Annotated in this window: 16 protein-coding genes, 1 other RNA gene and 1 pseudogene; 11 read left to right on the forward strand and 7 right to left on the reverse strand. The window is 39.0% G+C overall.

The annotated features are described in order from the left end of the window. The first annotated feature begins 1 nt into the window (after position 1). Genes MS6x_RS16610 through MS6x_RS16635 form a run of 6 tightly spaced genes read left to right on the forward strand, consistent with a single transcriptional unit; the run spans position 2 to position 5913 of the window. A complete protein-coding gene (locus MS6x_RS16610) occupies positions 2-910 on the forward strand; it encodes a TatD family hydrolase (protein ID WP_482603615.1) in 909 nt (302 codons plus the stop codon). Position 911: 1 nt separating this feature from the next. Continuing rightward, positions 912-1811 carry a UbiA-like protein EboC gene (eboC, locus tag MS6x_RS16615; RefSeq protein ID WP_482603616.1) on the forward strand — a complete coding sequence of 300 codons (900 nt, stop codon included), beginning with the start codon at positions 912-914 and terminating at the stop codon, positions 1809-1811. Between the two features lie 5 nt (positions 1812-1816). Further along, positions 1817-2980, forward strand: coding sequence for a 3-dehydroquinate synthase (locus MS6x_RS16620; protein WP_482603618.1), 1164 nt, complete (start codon positions 1817-1819; stop codon positions 2978-2980). Positions 2981-2984: 4 nt separating this feature from the next. Then, the gene (gene eboE, locus MS6x_RS16625) at positions 2985-4178 is read left to right on the forward strand and encodes a metabolite traffic protein EboE (RefSeq protein WP_482603619.1); all 1194 of its coding nucleotides are present in this window, start codon (positions 2985-2987) and stop codon (positions 4176-4178) included. Position 4179: 1 nt separating this feature from the next. Further along, on the forward strand, positions 4180-5553 hold the full coding sequence (locus MS6x_RS16630; protein ID WP_482603621.1) for an alkaline phosphatase family protein: 1374 nt from the start codon (positions 4180-4182) through the stop codon (positions 5551-5553). A 6-nt stretch (positions 5554-5559) separates the two neighbouring features. Continuing rightward, on the forward strand, positions 5560-5913 hold the full coding sequence (locus MS6x_RS16635) for a transmembrane 220 family protein (protein WP_482603622.1): 354 nt from the start codon (positions 5560-5562) through the stop codon (positions 5911-5913). Here the strand turns inward: MS6x_RS16635 and MS6x_RS16640 are convergent. Continuing rightward, a complete protein-coding gene (locus MS6x_RS16640; RefSeq protein ID WP_482603624.1) occupies positions 5902-7800 on the reverse strand; it encodes a DNA polymerase III subunit gamma/tau in 1899 nt (632 codons plus the stop codon). The two genes, MS6x_RS16635 and MS6x_RS16640, sit on opposite strands and share 12 nt — an antisense overlap. Before the next feature lie 107 nt (positions 7801-7907). On the opposite strand from MS6x_RS16640, the gene rnpB reads away from it, so the two are divergent. Both rnpB and MS6x_RS16650 read left to right on the forward strand, forming a co-directional pair. After that, an RNA gene (gene rnpB / locus MS6x_RS16645) (RNase P RNA component class A) lies at positions 7908-8247 on the forward strand. Between the two features lie 418 nt (positions 8248-8665). After that, positions 8666-10180, forward strand: a complete 1515-nt coding sequence (locus MS6x_RS16650) for an NADP-dependent isocitrate dehydrogenase (RefSeq protein WP_482603626.1) — start codon at positions 8666-8668, stop codon at positions 10178-10180. Between the two features lie 304 nt (positions 10181-10484). On the opposite strand, the gene MS6x_RS16655 is transcribed toward MS6x_RS16650, so the two are convergent. From MS6x_RS16655 to MS6x_RS16680, 6 genes are all read right to left on the reverse strand, one after another. After that, positions 10485-11027, reverse strand: a complete 543-nt coding sequence (locus tag MS6x_RS16655; protein WP_482603628.1) for a 1-acyl-sn-glycerol-3-phosphate acyltransferase — start codon at positions 11025-11027, stop codon at positions 10485-10487. Positions 11028-11083: 56 nt separating this feature from the next. Beyond that, a complete protein-coding gene (locus tag MS6x_RS16660; protein ID WP_482603629.1) occupies positions 11084-12211 on the reverse strand; it encodes an iron-containing alcohol dehydrogenase family protein in 1128 nt (375 codons plus the stop codon). Between the two features lie 5 nt (positions 12212-12216). Further along, on the reverse strand, positions 12217-12918 hold the full coding sequence (locus MS6x_RS16665; RefSeq protein WP_482603631.1) for an HAD family hydrolase: 702 nt from the start codon (positions 12916-12918) through the stop codon (positions 12217-12219). Next, positions 12909-13622 (reverse strand): 3-deoxy-manno-octulosonate cytidylyltransferase, encoded by a 714-nt coding sequence (kdsB, locus tag MS6x_RS16670; protein ID WP_482607188.1) that lies wholly within the window; start codon positions 13620-13622, stop codon positions 12909-12911. The genes MS6x_RS16665 and kdsB overlap by 10 nt, the downstream gene beginning before the upstream one ends. 123 nt (positions 13623-13745) lie before the next feature. Beyond that, complete coding sequence (locus tag MS6x_RS16675; protein WP_482603633.1) at positions 13746-14318, reverse strand: DUF4126 domain-containing protein; 573 nt, start codon at positions 14316-14318, stop codon at positions 13746-13748. 112 nt (positions 14319-14430) lie between these two features. Beyond that, on the reverse strand, positions 14431-15864 hold the full coding sequence (locus MS6x_RS16680) for an ATP-dependent DNA helicase (RefSeq protein WP_482603634.1): 1434 nt from the start codon (positions 15862-15864) through the stop codon (positions 14431-14433). Positions 15865-15966: 102 nt separating this feature from the next. On the opposite strand from MS6x_RS16680, the gene MS6x_RS16685 reads away from it, so the two are divergent. The 3 genes and pseudogenes from MS6x_RS16685 (at position 15967) to MS6x_RS16695 (ending at position 17966) form a co-directional block, all read left to right on the forward strand. After that, positions 15967-16620, forward strand: coding sequence for a hypothetical protein (locus tag MS6x_RS16685; RefSeq protein ID WP_482603636.1), 654 nt, complete (start codon positions 15967-15969; stop codon positions 16618-16620). Next, a complete protein-coding gene (locus MS6x_RS16690) occupies positions 16595-17431 on the forward strand; it encodes a DUF3822 family protein (RefSeq protein WP_482603638.1) in 837 nt (278 codons plus the stop codon). Before MS6x_RS16685 ends, MS6x_RS16690 begins: the two co-directional genes overlap by 26 nt. Then, a pseudogene (locus tag MS6x_RS16695) lies at positions 17431-17966 on the forward strand (RsmD family RNA methyltransferase). Before MS6x_RS16690 ends, MS6x_RS16695 begins: the two are co-directional and overlap by 1 nt. Positions 17967-17977 lie beyond the last annotated feature (11 nt).

A 17977-nucleotide genomic window follows, 5' to 3' on the forward strand; every position in this document is an offset into this window, starting at 1 on the left:
TATGCAAGATAAAATGATGATAATAGATCCCCATGTGCACATGAGTGCTCGTACTACGGACGATTATGAAGCGATGGCAGCGGCCGGCGTTGTTGCCGTCATAGAACCCTCTTTCTGGTTGGGACAACCTAGAACTCAAGTGGGTTCTTTTCAAGATTACTTTAGCAGCTTGGTGGGTTGGGAGCCCTTTAGAGCCGCTCAGTTTGGAATAAAGCACTATTGTACCATAGGTCTAAATTCAAAAGAAGCCAATAACGAAGCCTTGGCAGAACAGGTAATTGAACTTTTACCTTTGTACCTACATAAGGAGAACGTGGTTGCCATTGGCGAAATTGGTTATGATGATCAAACTCCAGCGGAGGACAAATTCTTTAGAATGCAATTGGATATGGCCAAAGAATTGAACATGACCGTTCAAGTTCATACACCGCATAGAGATAAAAAGGCAGGGACCATAAAAAGTATGGAAGTCTGTATAGAACACGGTTTGGATCCTGCAAATGTGATTATAGACCATAATAACGAAGAAACCGTTAAGGAAGTTTTAGATCGAGGGTTTATAGCGGCATTTACCATTTATCCTAAAACTAAAATGGGCAATGAGCGCATGGTAGAAGTCGTACGTAAATTTGGTAGTGATAATATTATCGTGGACAGTTCTGCCGATTGGGGTGTTAGCGATCCTATGGCCGTTCCAAAAACTGCATCCCTGATGTTGGAAAGAGGGATTGCAAAAGCCGATGTCGTTAAAACTTGTTACCAAAACGCCTTGGATGCCTTTGGTAAGAACGGAAGAATGAGAGAAGAACACTGGTTGAATCCAAACGGAATAGATCAATCTCAATTATTCAATGATAATAGTGTGCTTCGAGGACAAGTACCAAGAATAGATGAAAACCAAATAAAATAGGATGTCCAATAAACTAATGGGATTGGCGCGCTTGTGTAGGCCAGCGAATCTCCCAACTGCCGCCGCCGATATTTTGGCGGGTATTGCCATTTCCTGTTTTTTCAGTGGAATCGCTTCGGTAGATTATTTTTTGGTAGACACAGGAACCATTACCCTCTTGGTTTTTTCTTCTGTTTTTCTATATGCGGGTGGCGTAGTGTTGAACGACGTATTCGATGCAAAGCTAGATGCTGTTGAGCGCCCGGAACGGCCTATTCCTAGCGGCGTTGTTTCTATTAAGGAAGCAGCTGCCCTTGGGGCTATTCTTATGCTTTTGGGTTGTGCCTTGGCAGTTATGGTATCCGATATATCTGGGTATATAGCCATCATCCTGGCAGCAACCATTTATATTTATGATGCCATTGCAAAGCAACATTCCTTTTTTGGACCCCTAGTCATGGGAATTTGTAGAGGTTTAAATTTGTTGTTAGGTATCTCCATTCTAGGAGAACTTCCCATAATTTGGATTACGATTATCCCTGTACTTTATATATTTGCCATAACCCTGATAAGTAGGGGAGAAGTCCATGGAGATAATAAAAAACATATTGTAATGGCTGCTTTTATTTATGCGGCCGTAATCGCCTTGATTGCAACAGGTGTTGCTATACACAGTACTAATTTATTGATTTCTATACCGTTTTTAACGCTGTTTGCGGTTATGATATACATACCATTAGTAAAAGCCTATAAAGAAAATTCGTCCAAGCATATTAAAAAAGCTGTGATGGCCGGTGTGTTGTCCTTGGTAATAATGGATGCCTGTTGGGCGGCCGGTTTCTCCAATTGGTATATCGCTATAGGCATTTTGTTGCTTTTGCCATTATCAATAATGCTCTCTAAACTTTTTGCCATTACCTAAGACTTATGCAGTTATCCGCTATAAAACAATCATTTACCGTTCACTATGAGTACCAGTTACTTTTTACGCAAGGTGTATTTCATATTGACAATCCCCTCTTCGCAGCGAGTATCGCCAAGTACAAACCCAATGAAGCTGTAAAACTGTTTTTTGTAATCGATAAGGGACTAGCCAATGCACATCCGGATATCTTAATGCAAATTGATGCCTATTGCACAGCACATCGAAAACAATTGAAGCATACCCAAAGCATCGTTTTAGATGGCGGTGAGCAATCCAAAAATAGTAAGGAAGCGATAGAAGCGGTATTGAAAGGTATAAATGACAACGCTATCTGCAGGCATTCATTTGTTATCGCCATTGGTGGTGGTGCGCTTATAGATATGGTAGGTTATGCCGCTGCAATTGCACATAGGGGCGTAAAACTTATTCGTGTTCCCACGACTGTACTGTCTCAGAACGACGCTGCGGTAGGGGTAAAGAACAGCGTGAATATTTTCAATAAAAAGAATTTCTTAGGCACCTTTGCACCGCCGTTTGCTATTATCAACGATAGCAATTTTTTAAGTACCTTGGAACAACGGGATTGGATTTCTGGAGTAGCGGAGGCCATAAAAGTAGCGCTTATCAAGGATAAGGATTTTTTTAAATACATTGCGGACCATGCAATCGATGTAAAGAATCGAGATATGGAGGTAATGCACCATGTCATCTATAGGTGTGCGGAAATGCACATGCACCATATTTCCCAAGGTGGGGATCCATTTGAATCCGGATCTTCCAGACCTTTGGATTTTGGACATTGGGCAGCACATAAAATGGAATATATGACCAACTATAGTTTGCGCCATGGTGAGGCCGTTGCGAAGGGTATAGCCTTGGATGTTACCTATGCGTATTTGGTAGGCTTGATTTCCGAATCGGATTTGGAATATATTTTAAACGTTCTATTGGCTATAGGGTTTAACCTATCCCTTCCCTTGTCAACTGAAGCTGAAACAACGGAACTATTAAAAGGAATAGAGGAATTCCGAGAGCATCTTGGAGGGGAATTGACCATTACCCTTATTTCCGGCATTGGTGTAAAACACGATGTGCATACTATAGATATGAAGTTAATGTCCCAAGCTATATCCAACTTAAATCAGTATGCTACCGTAAACCAATAATCCCATGCATATTGACAATACATACCATCTTTCTTATTGCACCAACATACATCCTGGGCAGGATTGGAAAAATACTTTTGAAAGTTTAAAGCAACACGTACCCACAATTAAAGCCGCGGTCTCAAATTCGAATGCTTTTGGTTTAGGGCTTCGATTGTCCAATACCGCCAGTGAAGAATTGGCTATGGGGAATCATATGGAGCAATTTAAGGATTGGTTGCAAGAGAACGATGTATACGTTTTTACTATGAATGGATTTCCTTATGGAAATTTTCATGACGAGCACGTAAAAGATAATGTTCATGCACCAGATTGGACTACAGAAAACCGACTAACATATACGTTTCGGCTGTTTGATCAGTTGGCGGTTTTGCTTCCAGAGGGCCAATCGGGTGGAGTTTCTACCTCTCCAATCACCTATAAACATTGGTATAAAACCGATGATGATAAAAAATCAGCTTTTGTAAAAGGAGCGGAACAGATGGTACATGTAGCGAAACATTTGTACGATATTGAAAAGAGCACAGGAAAATATCTGCATTTGGACATAGAACCGGAACCGGATGGATTACTTGAAAACAGTGATGAGGTACTTGCTTTTTATTCTGATTATTTAGTTCCGATGGGAATGAAAATGCTTCAAGAATCTTTAAGGAAGAATGCTTCCGAAATTGAAGAGCTCATTAAACGTTACCTCACCGTTTGTTATGATATCTGCCATTTTTCATTAGCCTATGAGGAGCCGGAAGACACCTTTGCTAAATTTAAAAAAGCCAATATAAAGACTGGCAAAATACAAGTTAGTGCTGCTTTGAAAATTCTGTTTAATGGTACTAATGATAATGCGGTTTGGGAACTCCTATCACAATTTAATGAGCCAACCTATCTGCATCAAGTTACAGAGAACCGAGGCGATGAAGTAATTACCTATAACGATTTACCGGTTATTCTTGAAAATAAAGGAATTTTTAAAGAATTACGAGCGCATTTTCATGTTCCCATATTTTTGAAGGAATTTGGAGCTCTTTCTTCAACCCAAGATCACATTTTAAAGACCTTGGAATTTTTAAAGAAGCAGTCTATTACTGAACATTTGGAAATAGAAACCTATACTTGGGATGTATTACCGACCGATTTAAAGGAAGACCTGACCCAATCCATTATACGGGAAATCAACTGGTTAAAAGAACGTTTGTAATATGAAAAAGACCGTTGTAATTAATGTTGTGGGACTTACAAAACGGCTAATAGGGGAACATACACCTTTTATAAAATCGTTTTTAGAAAATGGCCAATCCACCTATATAAAACCAGTGTTGCCTGCGGTAACTTGTTCGGTACAATCAACATATCTCACGGGAAAATGGCCTTCCGAGCATGGTATTGTTGGCAATGGTTGGTATTTTAAGGAGGAATGTGAAGTCAAGTTTTGGCGGCAATCGAATCACTTGGTACAGCAACCTAAAATCTGGGATGCACTTAAAGCTACGGATGCCGATTTTACATGCGCTAATCATTTTTGGTGGTACAATATGTATTCTACCGTAGATTATAGTATTACGCCTCGGCCTAATTATTTAGCGGACGGTCGCAAGATTCCCGATATCTATTCCCAACCGGCCGAGTTGCGCGATACCATGCAAGATAGCTTAGGCACCTTTCCGTTATTTGAGTTTTGGGGGCCAAAAACAACTATAAATTCCTCGCAATGGATAGCCAACGCCGCCATTCAAACCGACGAACTGCATGATCCAACCTTAACCTTAATATACTTGCCGCATCTAGATTATAACTTGCAGCGTCACGGCTTGGATTTTAATATTATTTCCAAGGATTTAAAGGAAATCGATGCGGTGGTAAAACAACTGGTGCAACATTACGAGAATAAAAGTTCAAATATCATACTACTATCGGAGTATGGAATTACAAATGTGAAGAGACCTATACACTTGAATAGGGTATTGCGAAAGAACGGTTACCTAAAAATTAGGGTAGAGCGTGGATTGGAATTATTAGATGCTGGTGTTAGCGATGCCTTTGCGGTGGCGGATCATCAAATGGCGCATGTGTATGTTAAGAATAAAGAAGATATTACCGCTGTCAAGAAACTTATCGTACAGCAGGAAGGGGTAGAACAGGTGTTGTCGGGAGATGAAATTGCTTCAGAACACTTACAACATGAAAGATGTGGAGATTTGGTGGTAGTGGCGGACAGGGATTCGTGGTTTACTTACTATTTTTGGTTAGACGATGCTAAAGCACCAGATTATGCGCGTATGGTGGATATTCATAAAAAGCCCGGATACGATCCAGTAGAAATGATGACTGATCCAAAGGATAAACTGGTTATGGCGAAAGTTATTGGCAAGCTCCTTAAAAAGAAATTAGGTTTCCGAACGGTAATGAATATTATACCTATTGATGCTACGTTAATAAAGGGTTCCCATGGACGTATTCCAGAGGATACCGACGATTATCCTATTCTTATCAGTAATAGTGCTCTAGAAGCAAAAGATACAGTTGTTAAGGCCATAGATGTGTATAAAATAATTGAAAATCAAGTACTAAAATAATGGTGTATGAATCGGATTTTTAAAGGTATTGGCTTTTTATTTTTCCTACTGTTTGGTTTAGGAGCTGCGGTGCAGTATAATGATCCGGATTCCCTCATGTGGATTGTAATCTACCTTGTAGCTGCCCTTATTTCTTTATTTTTTGCATTGAATAAACTTAATATTTTAATTCCATTTATTTGTGGAGTGGCTTGCTTTATAGGTTTTACGTTTCTTTACCCTTCTGATTTTCAAGGATTTGATTTAAATGATGGTGATATTAAGACTGTTGAACTGGGACGTGAAGCCTTTGGCTTATTAATTATTGCTATAATCTGCTCGCTCTATGCGTACCGTTTAAAAGTAGCATCAAAGGTCTAGGTCAAATTCTTTCCGCAACAGGTCTATTGCCGGATTCTTCTCTCTTAATTTTTCATATTTTTCTTCAGGTGTAAATGCGAATTTTTTAGCACTTTTTTCGTTTACGGTAATCTGTAATTGTATGAAATGATTGTTGAGTTTTGCGCGTAGGTACTCCATCAACTCATAGTTTTCGCGCTCAATTTCCTTTTTCATAGTACCGTTGGGCATTTCGATACAGATGACTGAGCCATCTTTTAGTTTCGGAATATCAACGCTCAGGTTTGATGCTAGTATTTTTTGACCTTTGGCATCAATTTGATTTACAAATTCGTTCCAATGTAGTCGTAGTGTTTCTTCTGTAAACGTATCCTTAGGTAACGCATCTTCGTCGATTATGACTTCAATTTTATTTAGTTCGTGCTGCTTTTTCGCTTTTAAACTAGATATGGATAAACCGGAAACCCTTTTTGCCGTGGTCTTTATATTAATGTTAGGGGTACTTGGTTTTTCCTTTTGTGTCGGTAAAGCTATTGCTTTTTGTTCAGGAGATTGTGTAATCTTGGATTCAGGCTCGGATGCAGATGTGGGGATGTCCTTTTGATGGCGCTCTTCATTAACTGGTATTAGGGGTTCTGATACCAAATTTTCAGTAATTTCAACCTCATGAGCTTTAGGCGTATCATTTATTTTTTGGACTTTTGCTTCTTGATTTGCTACTAACTCTTGGGCACTAACCGTTGTTTTATTTGTCTTCGGTGCAGAAGGGATATTATGGTAAAAAGCTGCAGGAGCAATAAAACTGATAGTCTTATTGTGAAGTGCTACCGATTCAGGATTTTTTTTTTCTCCATCAAAATCGATAGAGGCAAGTTTCATTAGTGTAAGTTCCACCAGCAATCGTTGATTTTTACTGGTTTTATAATTGAGATCGCATTCGTTGGCTAAATCTAAAGCTTTGAGCAGGAAAGCGGAGGACGTTCGTTGTGCTTGGTCTCGATAGCTTTTTTGTGCGGCTTCCCCGACCTCTAGGAGCGCAATTGTTTCCTGATGTTGACAGACCATTAAATCCCTAAAATGTGAAGCCAATCCGTTAATGAAGTGATGTCCGTCAAAGCCTAGTGCTAAGGTTTCGTTGAATAGAAGGAGCGCCTGTGGAATATTATGTTCTAAAATAAAATCGGTAGTTTTAAAATAGGTATCGTAATCAAGTACGTTGAGGTTTTCCGTCACCGCCTTTCTGGTCAGTTCTTTTCCAGAAAAACTGACGACCCTGTCAAAAATAGAAAGCGCATCCCGCATAGCGCCATCTGCTTTTTGCGCAATGATATGTAAGGCATCTTCATCGGCATTGATGCCTTGACTTTCTGCAATGTACTTCAAGTATTCTGCAGCATCATTGACTGTAATCCGCTTAAAATCAAATATTTGACATCGAGATAAGATAGTTGGAATAATTTTGTGTTTCTCGGTTGTTGCCAAAATAAATATAGCATGGGCGGGAGGCTCCTCCAAAGTCTTTAAGAATGCATTAAAGGCATTGGTAGACAACATGTGCACCTCATCAATAATATACACCTTGTATTTTCCTACCTGTGGTGGAATGCGGACTTGATCGGTAAGTTCCCGTATTTGATCAACACCGTTGTTGGAGGCAGCATCAAGTTCGAATATATTGAAAGCAAAATCCTCATCCGGACTTTCTGTACCATCGGAATTTATCTGTTTGGCCAATATTCTGGCACAGGTTGTTTTACCAACTCCCCTTGGTCCGCAAAACAAAAGGGCTTGAGCAAGATGATCGTTAATAATCGCATTTTGAAGGGTATTTGTAATGGCCTGTTGCCCTACAACATCCTTGAATGACTGGGGTCTATACTTTCTGGCCGATACAATAAATGGTTCCAAATCTATTTGATTTTGTCCTATTACAAATATAAAAATAGCTTCCTATTCTTTGGTCGATTTAAAGTGTAGATCATCTTTAGTTATCAACAATTGCAGTACATTTGCCAATAGCAGGCCACCTTATCGCTGCGTGTTGAGCTTATGTTCGCACGGAGAGGAAAGTCCGGACACCATAGTGCAGTATAGCGGGTAACGCCCGTCCGCCGAAAGGTGAGGACAAGTGCAACAGAAAGCAAGTACAGTTCGGCTGTAGTGAAATCAGGCAAACTCTATACGGTGAAACGTCATGTAAACCGGCGTCCCGATTTCGATCGGGAAAGGGTTGCGCGCCCGAGCCGAAGGGTAGGCGGTTAGAGCCTTTGGGTAACCACTGGCCTAGATAAATGATAAGGTATTCCTAAACCTAGTTTAGGGTATACAGAATCCGGCTTACGGCCTGCTTTTTTTAATGAAATAGTAAATCTGCTATTTACGGGATTTAACTAGACTACAAGATTTGAGTTTACCCGATTAAAGAATGTAAAAAATACTTTGTTTGGCTACTTTGATTGGTGACACCGTTTTGTTTGTTATTCAAAGCGAGCCTCTGTTTTTCTTAAAAAGAGCCTTGTAATTATTTCCAATACTATAGACTCCCTACTTTGAAAATACCAATTACCACAAGTATTTTACCTTATAATTCAGATACTACATTACTATGTTCTTATTTTTCGGCAAGTCTTTCCTTAATCTAACTCCATGCGGATTACAGTTTACCATATTAGATTAATACCATTAAAATAATTTATAATTTATATGAAAAACATAAATAAAAATATATGGTTTAAATAGTTAATCTTTGTAGTGTTAAACAAATTAATCAACTATGAACAGCAAGGTATTACACGAAACAGTACAAAACAGTTCAAACAAAACAGCGGTTAAAGTAGCTGTAGCAAAAGGTGACGGAATAGGTCCGGAAATTATGGATGCTACCCTTAAAATCCTAAACGCTGCAGGCGCAAACATAGAGCCAGAATATATAGAATTAGGAGAGCAGGTATATTTATCTGGAAATTCTGCAGGTATTGCTAAAGAGACTTGGGAGGTTATAAATAGGAATAAACTGATATTAAAAGCACCGATAACCACTCCACAAGGCAAGGGTTACAAGAGTTTGAACGTCACTTTGAGAAAATCCTTAGGCTTGTTTGCAAACGTAAGGCCTGTTACTGCCTTGCATCCATATGTACATACTCACTTCCCAAACATGGACGTGGTAGTAATCAGAGAGAATGAAGAGGATTTGTATGCAGGTATCGAGCATCAACAGACGCAAGATGTAGTACAATGTTTAAAGTTGATTACAAGACCTGGTTGTGAAAAAATTGTGCGATACGCTTTCGAATATGCACGTGTGTACGGACGCAAGAAAGTGACATGCATGGTGAAGGATAATATTATGAAGCTTACGGATGGCCTGTTTCACCAAGTATTTGATGAAATTGCAGCAGAGTATCCAGAAATAATTAGTGATGCTCAGATTATTGATATAGGTGCTGCCCGATTAGCGGCAAATCCGGAAAATTATGATGTAGTGGTTACTTCTAACCTATATGGGGATATTATTTCGGATATCGTTGCCGAAATTGCAGGTAGCGTAGGAATGGCGGGCTCTGCAAATATTGGCACCAATGTGGCCATGTTCGAGGCTATCCATGGTTCAGCACCGGATATCGCAGGTAAGAACGTCGCAAATCCTTCAGGTTTGATTAACGCAGCCATATCCATGTTAGCGCATGTAGGACAAGCCGGTATTGCGGATAAAATAAAAAATGCATGGTTGGCTGCGATAGAAGACGGATACCATACCGCTGATATTTATGACGAAAAAATCAGCAGGAAAAAGGTTTCGACTTCTGAGTTTGCAGCTGCGGTTATAGCAAAGTTGGGTCAATTTCCTGACAAACTGCCAACAAGTAATATGGCCAAAGGTACTGGGACTATAACCATCCCAGCTTATAAAAGAAGAGTAGAAAAGAAAGTACTGTTAGGTGTTGATATTTTTATAGACTGGAAAGGTTCTGATCCTGAAGAAATTGGACAAGCCTTATCACACTTGGATGCATTTAAATTGAAGCTCAAGATGATTACGAACCGTGGGGTAAAGGTTTTTCCTGGAGGAATGAAAGAGACCTATTGCACGGATCATTGGAGATGTAGGTTTGTTGCAAATGACACACAGGTAACAGGCGGACAACCAGTATATGCCCCAGTTGATTATGAGCAGGTCGTTGCCTTATTATCCAAGTTGTTCAATAAAGGTTTTGATGTTATAAAAACCGAAAACCTTTACGAGTTTGATGGTAAACGAGCCTTTTCGCTAGGTCAAGGAGAGTAACAACCTAAAAAATAAAATTGAAGTAAAGTTAAGTTTGAGTTAGTTAACGTTAGTTAAAAAAGCCACGTGGAGACGTGGCTTTTTGTTTGCAAGAGACATGGACAAAAAGTGTTGTAAATTAGGCTATAGATGTATAATATATGTTATTCTACCAGTTGTGAATTTCCTGTCATCTGTCCGCTTTTTTTTTCATAGCTATTGATTCCATATGCATCTAGGGTAAGCAGTTATGGGATAGTTTACGTCTCTGATATTCATAATAATTGGATATCCTCGCAATCTTTGATTTTTAACTTGAAGACTACTAATAACTATATTCTGGAACCTTTCCTTTTATACCTTTAAAAAAAGCTGTGTAGTTTGCAAAATCTGCTTCTTGGTCACTAGTTGGGAAATGTGGTTTCGAAACTTTTATTTGTTTGTTTCCATAATCAAAGGCTACCAATACAATGGGTACTTTTGCCGCTTTGGCGATAAAGTAAAATCCGGTTTTCCACTGGGTTACTTTTTTGCGTGTACCCTCTGGCGATAAGGAAAGCCTAAACTTTTCTTTTTCCTTAAAAACTTGTGCAATGGCAGAAACTGTATCATTAGATTTACTCCGATCGATTGGCGTACCGCCGGTCCATCTAAAAAACCATCCAAAGGGCGAATCAAAGAGGCTTTTTTTACCTATGTAATTAATTTCCTCTTGCCATACACTACGTACAAGTAAGCCCAGTAAAAAATCCCACCAACTGGTATGTGGGACTACAATGATGACACATTTTTTAATTCCTGATGGAAATTCGCCCACCAAAGACCATTTTAGTATTTTAAAATATATGAATTTAGCTACACTCTGCATTCGCTATGTTTTGATTCTAATGATGGGTCGTTTGTATTTTTATAACAAAACGGAAGCTATATTTTTTTATAGATTGATATAATCTTTTCAGGCGTAATAATTGCTTTCCATTGTTCGCCCAACGCGTTTTCCCAAAGAGGTTCCATTCCCATGGCAATTGCTGCCATTTTATCAAACTCCGCATCCGTTAAGTGCATACAGATGCCTTTAGGGAGCTTAATGTTATGTTTATGCATCATTTCATTAAAAAGTGCCACCCCTTCCGGATAAAACTCCGCTAAATGTTGGAATACCAAACAGTTGCCAATACCATGTTTTACACCTAAAAGAAAACCTAGGCCGTAGCTAAGGGCATGGGCTACGCCTACTTGTGAGTATGCGATACTCATACCGCCATGCCAAGATGCCATCATTAGTTTTTCGCGAGATTCATTTTCTGGGATATCACCAAGAAAAACTTCTTTACAAAGGTCTAGGGCTTTTTCCCCATAACTTTGACTAAAGGCATTTAAAAATGTGCCTTTTAGCGATTCTACACAATGAATGAAACAATCCATTCCCGTATAAAAGAGCTGTTCTTTGGATACACCTTTGGTAAGCTCCGGATCTAATAGTACTTGATCAAAGGTGGTAAAATCAGAATTAATACCTAGTTTTTTATCTGGCCCTAAAAGAACCGTAGTTCTGGATACTTCAGCTCCAGTTCCGCTTATGGTCGGTATACCAACATGGTAAATGGCTTTTTTCTGTACTAAATCCCATCCTTGATAGCCAACAGCACTTCCTGGGTTGGTCAAAAGAATTGCAACTGCCTTGGAGAGATCTAAAATTGTACCGCCGCCAATACCAACGATACCTGAAGGTAACTCTTGGAAATTTTGCTTTATCATCGTTACCAAAGCATCTACTTGTGCCGTACTTGGTTCTTCTTCTGCGGATACATAAATGATTTGATCACAGAATATATTAGGAATCCTGGTCACAAGTTTCGATCCTTCAAAAACAGCATCGACTAGATATATAATAGGAGCTTCAGAATGCTTTCGTTTTGCCATTAGGATATCTCCCAACTGGTCAAAACAGCCGTTGCCGAAAACTACGCGGGGGACCATTGGGAAATTACGATACTTTTCTGATGCTTTAGTAGGTATGTTCTTCAATCTTCTTTCTTTTTTTAGCTCCATTTTACTCATGATAAATAGTCCAGTACATCTGTTAGTTTCTGAACGGTAATATATCCAGATTTCTTTTGTGGGGCAGTTACTTCCTCATGTTTCCAAGTAGTGTGAAAAGGGACGTGAATTGCACTGGCGCCAATATTTACCAAAGGTAACACGTCCGATTTTAAGGAATTGCCTATCATCAAAAATTCGCTTGTAGAAATTTCAAGATGGTTTAGCAAGTCCTGATAGTTTTTTTCTTTTTTATCGCTTAATACTTCTACGTGATGGAAATAGTCTGATAAGTTGGACCTTTCAAGTTTACGTTCTTGGTCTAAGAGATCTCCTTTGGTAAGGACTATCAATCTGTAGTTTCCATTAAGTTTTTTTAATACATCTTCCACACCTTCCAAAATATCTACTGGCTTGGCTATCATTTCTTTGCCTATTTCCAATAGTTTAGAAAGCGTAGCCTGGGGAATCTCATTGTTGGAAAGCTCTAGAGCACATTCTATCATAGATAACATAAATCCCTTTATTCCGTACCCATATAAATCCAAGTTTTTCATAACCGTTATAAACAGCTCCTGATCTATCTTGTTTTTGGTTTCATAAGGTTCTAAAAAATCCGCGAAACGCTCTTCGGCTTCCCTAAAGTAGGTTTCGTTGATCCAAAGCGTGTCATCGGCATCAAAGCCTATGACTTTTATTGGTTTGAAGTCTATTTCCATGCCGCTTGTGCTTTTTCCAAATCTTCCGGCGTATCTATTTCAATTCCCGAAACCGTAGTTTCCACCATTTTTATTTTTTTCCCATATTCTAAATATCTGATAGCCTCAATTTTTTCGGTCGCCTCCAAAGGTAGCATAGGTAGTCTTTGGAAATCCATCAAGGCACTTTTCCTAAAAGCGTAAATACCTTTGTGTTTGTAATACACCGTACCTACATTTTTTGCTCTAGGATAGGGAATAGGCGCACGCGAAAAGTAGAGTGCAAAGTTTCTAGTGTCCACAATGACCTTTACCGTATTGGGGTTATTGATTTCTTCTTCGTCGGTAATTTGTACCATGAGGGATGCCAAATCGATTTCTTTGTGTGTATCGTTCTTAAAAACGGCCAAAACACTGGCAAGACTTTCGCGATCTGTAAAGGGTTCGTCTCCTTGAACGTTTACAATAATATCCACATCCATATCTGTAATTGCCTCCGCTATGCGATCGCTACCGCACTCGTGTTCTTGTTTGCTCATGAGGGCCAAACCACCTGCGCTTATAATCGTGTCATGAATGATAGTACTGTCGGTAACTACATAAACAGCATCAAAGAGTTTGGTAGTAACCGCGGCTTCATAGGTGCGTACAATGACCGGTTTCCCGGAGAGGTCTTGCATTAATTTTGCAGGAAATCTAGAAGCCGCATAACGGGCAGGTATCATGGCGATAATTTTCACTTGCTTTAAAGGTTTAGTTCTATGTTGATTTCTATCGATTAGGTATGTTTGCTTGCTTAACTCTCATGCTGTCTGTATCGATGACGTTTCTACTTATTACATTTTTTATCACCGACCACTTTTTTTAGGTCTAAAGCCTCTGTAGATTCTAAAAATAAGTACTAAAATAATAATCACTAGAACCGAGGCGAATATCGGCGCAAATATAGAGGCTGCAGTAACTACGACGGCTGTTCCTGTTTCCACTGTAGCCAATACAGGATTTGCCATTCCACCTGTAGTTGTGGTCGAAGCAAGGCGCCCAGTAGCTCCAGCTCCTTTAATCGCAGTTGCTGTTCCACCACCGGCAATGATTGCCAAGGACCATGTAACGACGGGATCTAACCCTGCAACGGTAGACACCATCACCGCGGTACCCGCTATGGCTGCCAAGGGTATGGCTATGCTGTCCAGAAGATTGTCTACCCAAGGAATAAAATAAGCGAAAATTTCAACGATGGTAGCAACTCCCAGTGTAAGTAGTGCAGCTAGACTACCAATCCATTGCCAACTATCATTAAGCTCCCAAGTACCAAAATAAGCAGCGAGACTCAAGGCAAAAAGGGGCAGGAAGACACGAAACCCAACAGAGGCAGCCAACCCAACCCCTAAAAATATACTTAACATGGTTTCCGTTGTCATACTTTAAGTTTACTGATTTCTTTTTTTAGCTGTAGCGTTTCTTGTTTGAAACATTATTAACAACATCCCATTTCTGGCTTTAACACTACATAAATACTAAAATAGCCTTTTCTTATTCAACAAAAAAATCGTTCTTAAAGCCAATGAGATATAATTTTTGTTTTGCACGGGTAACCGCTGTATACAGCCATCTTAAGTACTCTTTGTCTATTCCGTTAGGCAAGTAGGGCTGCTCCACGAATACGGTGTTCCATTGGCCACCTTGTGACTTGTGGCAGGTAATGGCATATGAGAATTTTACCTGAAGCCCATTGAAATATTTGTTATTCTTTACGCCAAGGAATTTTTTGTATTTGGAGCTTTCGTGGGCGTAGTCTTTTAGTACTTCTTGGTACAACCTATTGCCTTCTTCGTAAGAAAGTGAAGGCGATTCCGCTTTAATGGTATCCAAAAGAAGGACTGTTTCAAAAGGTGTCATATTGGGGTAATCTACCATTTGTACTTTAACCTCTGCAAATTTAAAGCCGTAGATCTCCTTAAAGTTGAATATTTCTAGAATCTCAATGATATCACCATTAGCAATAAAACCGGCCTCTGAGCTAGGCTTAAGCCAGAAATAATTGTTCTTTACCACCATCATAAAATCTCCCGCCGCTAAATCGTTCTCGAGGAATAGGATACGTTCCCGTATATTAAGATTGTAAAGATTTGCCCTTTTGTTGGAACGTACGATAAAGGCTGTTTCTTCTTTACCGTTTTGTGCGTAGGATTCGTCTATGGCTTCTTGGATCTCGTGTCCGTCAATGAGTCTAACGATGTCTGTATAGGGGAGTACATCAAATTTGAAACTTTCAAAAAAATCGCCTTGTAGTTGTTCCCGTAAAAGGGTAGCATTCAACAAAATTCCAGAATTCTCTGCTTGGCGAACTACCTCGTCTAATTCTAGCTGAATAACTTCCTTGTTGTAGTTCAGGGACAGGGTGCCCGGATCTAGTGCGGGACTTAGACTAAGGTGAACCGGTGGTAATTGTGCGGTATCGCCGATCAATAATAGCTTACAATTATGACCGGAATAAACGAACATCATTAAATCGTTTAACAAGGAGCCATTGTCAAAAAGTTTAGAATCTGCAGCTCTGTCCGGAATCATGGAAGCTTCATCCACAATAAATAAGGTATCCCTATGCTTATTAGGTGCCAATACAAATTGAACACCTCCACCTCCTTGTTTTTTTGGAAAATAAATTTTTCTGTGAATGGTAAACGCTTGGGTTTTGGAGTAATTGGACATTACCTTGGCAGCACGACCTGTAGGAGCCATTAAAACGGCTTTCATACGTGATTTCCACAAGCTGTTGACCACCGTACCGATCAAGGTGGTCTTTCCGGTTCCAGCAAAACCTTTAAGTAGAAAAACTTCATCCTTTTCCTTAGATAACACAAAAGTTGCCAGCTTTTCTAAGGCTATCTGTTGTTTTAACGTTGGTTCATGTGGAAATTTGGTTATTAACTCCTTATAATACGTCGCTGATGTAAGTTGTTTCATGCAAGGTCAAAGATAAAGATGATTTTTTCCGCAAAAACTTTTCTCATTAAAAAAAAATTGTAGATTTGTTGGAACCACTAAATTAAATTAACACTTAACGAAATGAAGACCATTATTCAAATTGTACTTTGGATTGCATGTATTGGTTTAGGATACCTTATCTACAATTCGGTTACCGGACCTATTGAATTTAAAAAAGTTAAAATTGAACGATTTGGCAAAGTCGTTGCAAAGTTAAAGGACATTAGGAACTCACAAGAGGCCTATAAAACGGTTAACGGAAATTATGCCAAGGACTTCAATAGCCTTATCAAATTTATAGATACGGGTAATTATGTTATCACGCAACAAAGAGATTCTTCTTTTATGGAATTTGATAAGTCTTATCAAATTGATATGTTGAAAGAAGTAAAAATAATAGATACTTTAGGTTTTGTGTCGGTAAAAGATTCACTTTTCAAAAAGGACACACGATATAAGAGTTTAATGGACATACCAGGAGCGCCCAACGGCGAGAAGATAAGTATGGATGCTGGTTTTGTTGAAAAAAGTGGGTATAGAGCTCCAGTCTTTGAAGCCAAAGTGGCCAAAAGTATTTTATTGAGCGATCAGCCAAAAGACTTATTAGCACGCGAAAATGCTCAAATGAGTGTTGAAGAGGTAAATGGATCCGAAATTAAGGTTGGATCTATGGACGAAGTAAGTACAAGTGGTAACTGGCCACCGATTTATGACAAAAAAGAGAAAAAACAATAGTTCGGAGATACCGGATAAAAATTTTAAGAAATTGTCCATTCAGGTTAGCTTGAATGGACTTTCTTTTTGTGCGGCCGATACGGTCACACAACAAATTATAGAATCGGACACTGTAGTTTTTGTAAAAGAGCTTAACATTATTGAAGTGCTAGCTCAACTTGATAAACTTTTTAAGAGACACGACTTACACGAAAAACAGTTCGATGAAGTTACGGTAGTGCATAGAAACCATTTGTTCGGTCTGGTGCCAAAATCTCTTTTTGATCCTAATTCACTTTCAGATTACCTCAAGTTTAATGCACGTATTTTTGCAACCGACTCATTGGCCTATGATGAGGTTGAAAACCAGGATATGGTAAACGTCTACGTTCCATACGCGAATATTAATAACTACGTGTATGATGTTTTTGGTGAGTTTACTTTTTTACATAATGGTACGATTATCATACAATCTTTATTAAATGGTTATGGGAGCCATAAAGAGGCAATTTGTTACGCACATGTCAGTAAAAATCAATTGGATATCTGCGTAATCGCACAAAAAAATCTTCTATTGTATAATAGTTTCTTATATGAGACCGACGAAGATTTTGCCTACTATCTACTGTTTGTGTTAGAGCAATTAGAACTGGATACTAATCAAGTACCCGTAAAGCTCTTTGGCGCTATCGAAGAGGATGATCCTGTTTTTGAATTATGTCATAACTACATAAAGAATATCGTTATTTTCGCTCCTGTTTTTCCACAGCATTTGCAGTTATGTGAGCAGGAGGGCCCACGGATAGACTTCACCATTTTAAACACCTTATAATGCGTATTATAGCTGGTAAACATAAAGGAAGACGTCTTACAGCACCAAATAATTTGCCGGTACGTCCTACTAAGGATATGGCGAAAGAGGCCTTATTCAATATATTGAACAACCGTTTTTATTTTCCGGATTTGAAGGTTTTGGATCTCTTTTCCGGTACGGGAAATATAAGCTTTGAGTTTGCTTCTAGAGGCGTCGTACAACTCACTGCAGTGGATATAGAGGCTGGATGTGTAAACTATATAGATAAAATATCCAACGAGTTAGAATTAGGTATAAAAACAATTAAAAGCGATGTTTTTTCATTTTGGCTAAGCATACACAGCAATATGACATTATTTTCGCTGATCCTTTTTACGATATGGAGGAAATCGATTTTGCTAAAATTTCCGAGCTCGTCTTTGCAAATAATATGCTTATAGAGGATGGCGTGTTGATTATTGAACATTCGAAACGAACCAACTTATCTGGATTACCTAATTTTTCCGAAGAACGAAAGTATGGGGGTAGTGCTTTTAGTTTTTTTAGTACTTAAGAGCTATTGAC

The sequence above is a fragment of the Maribacter sp. MS6 genome (assembly GCF_056839185.1).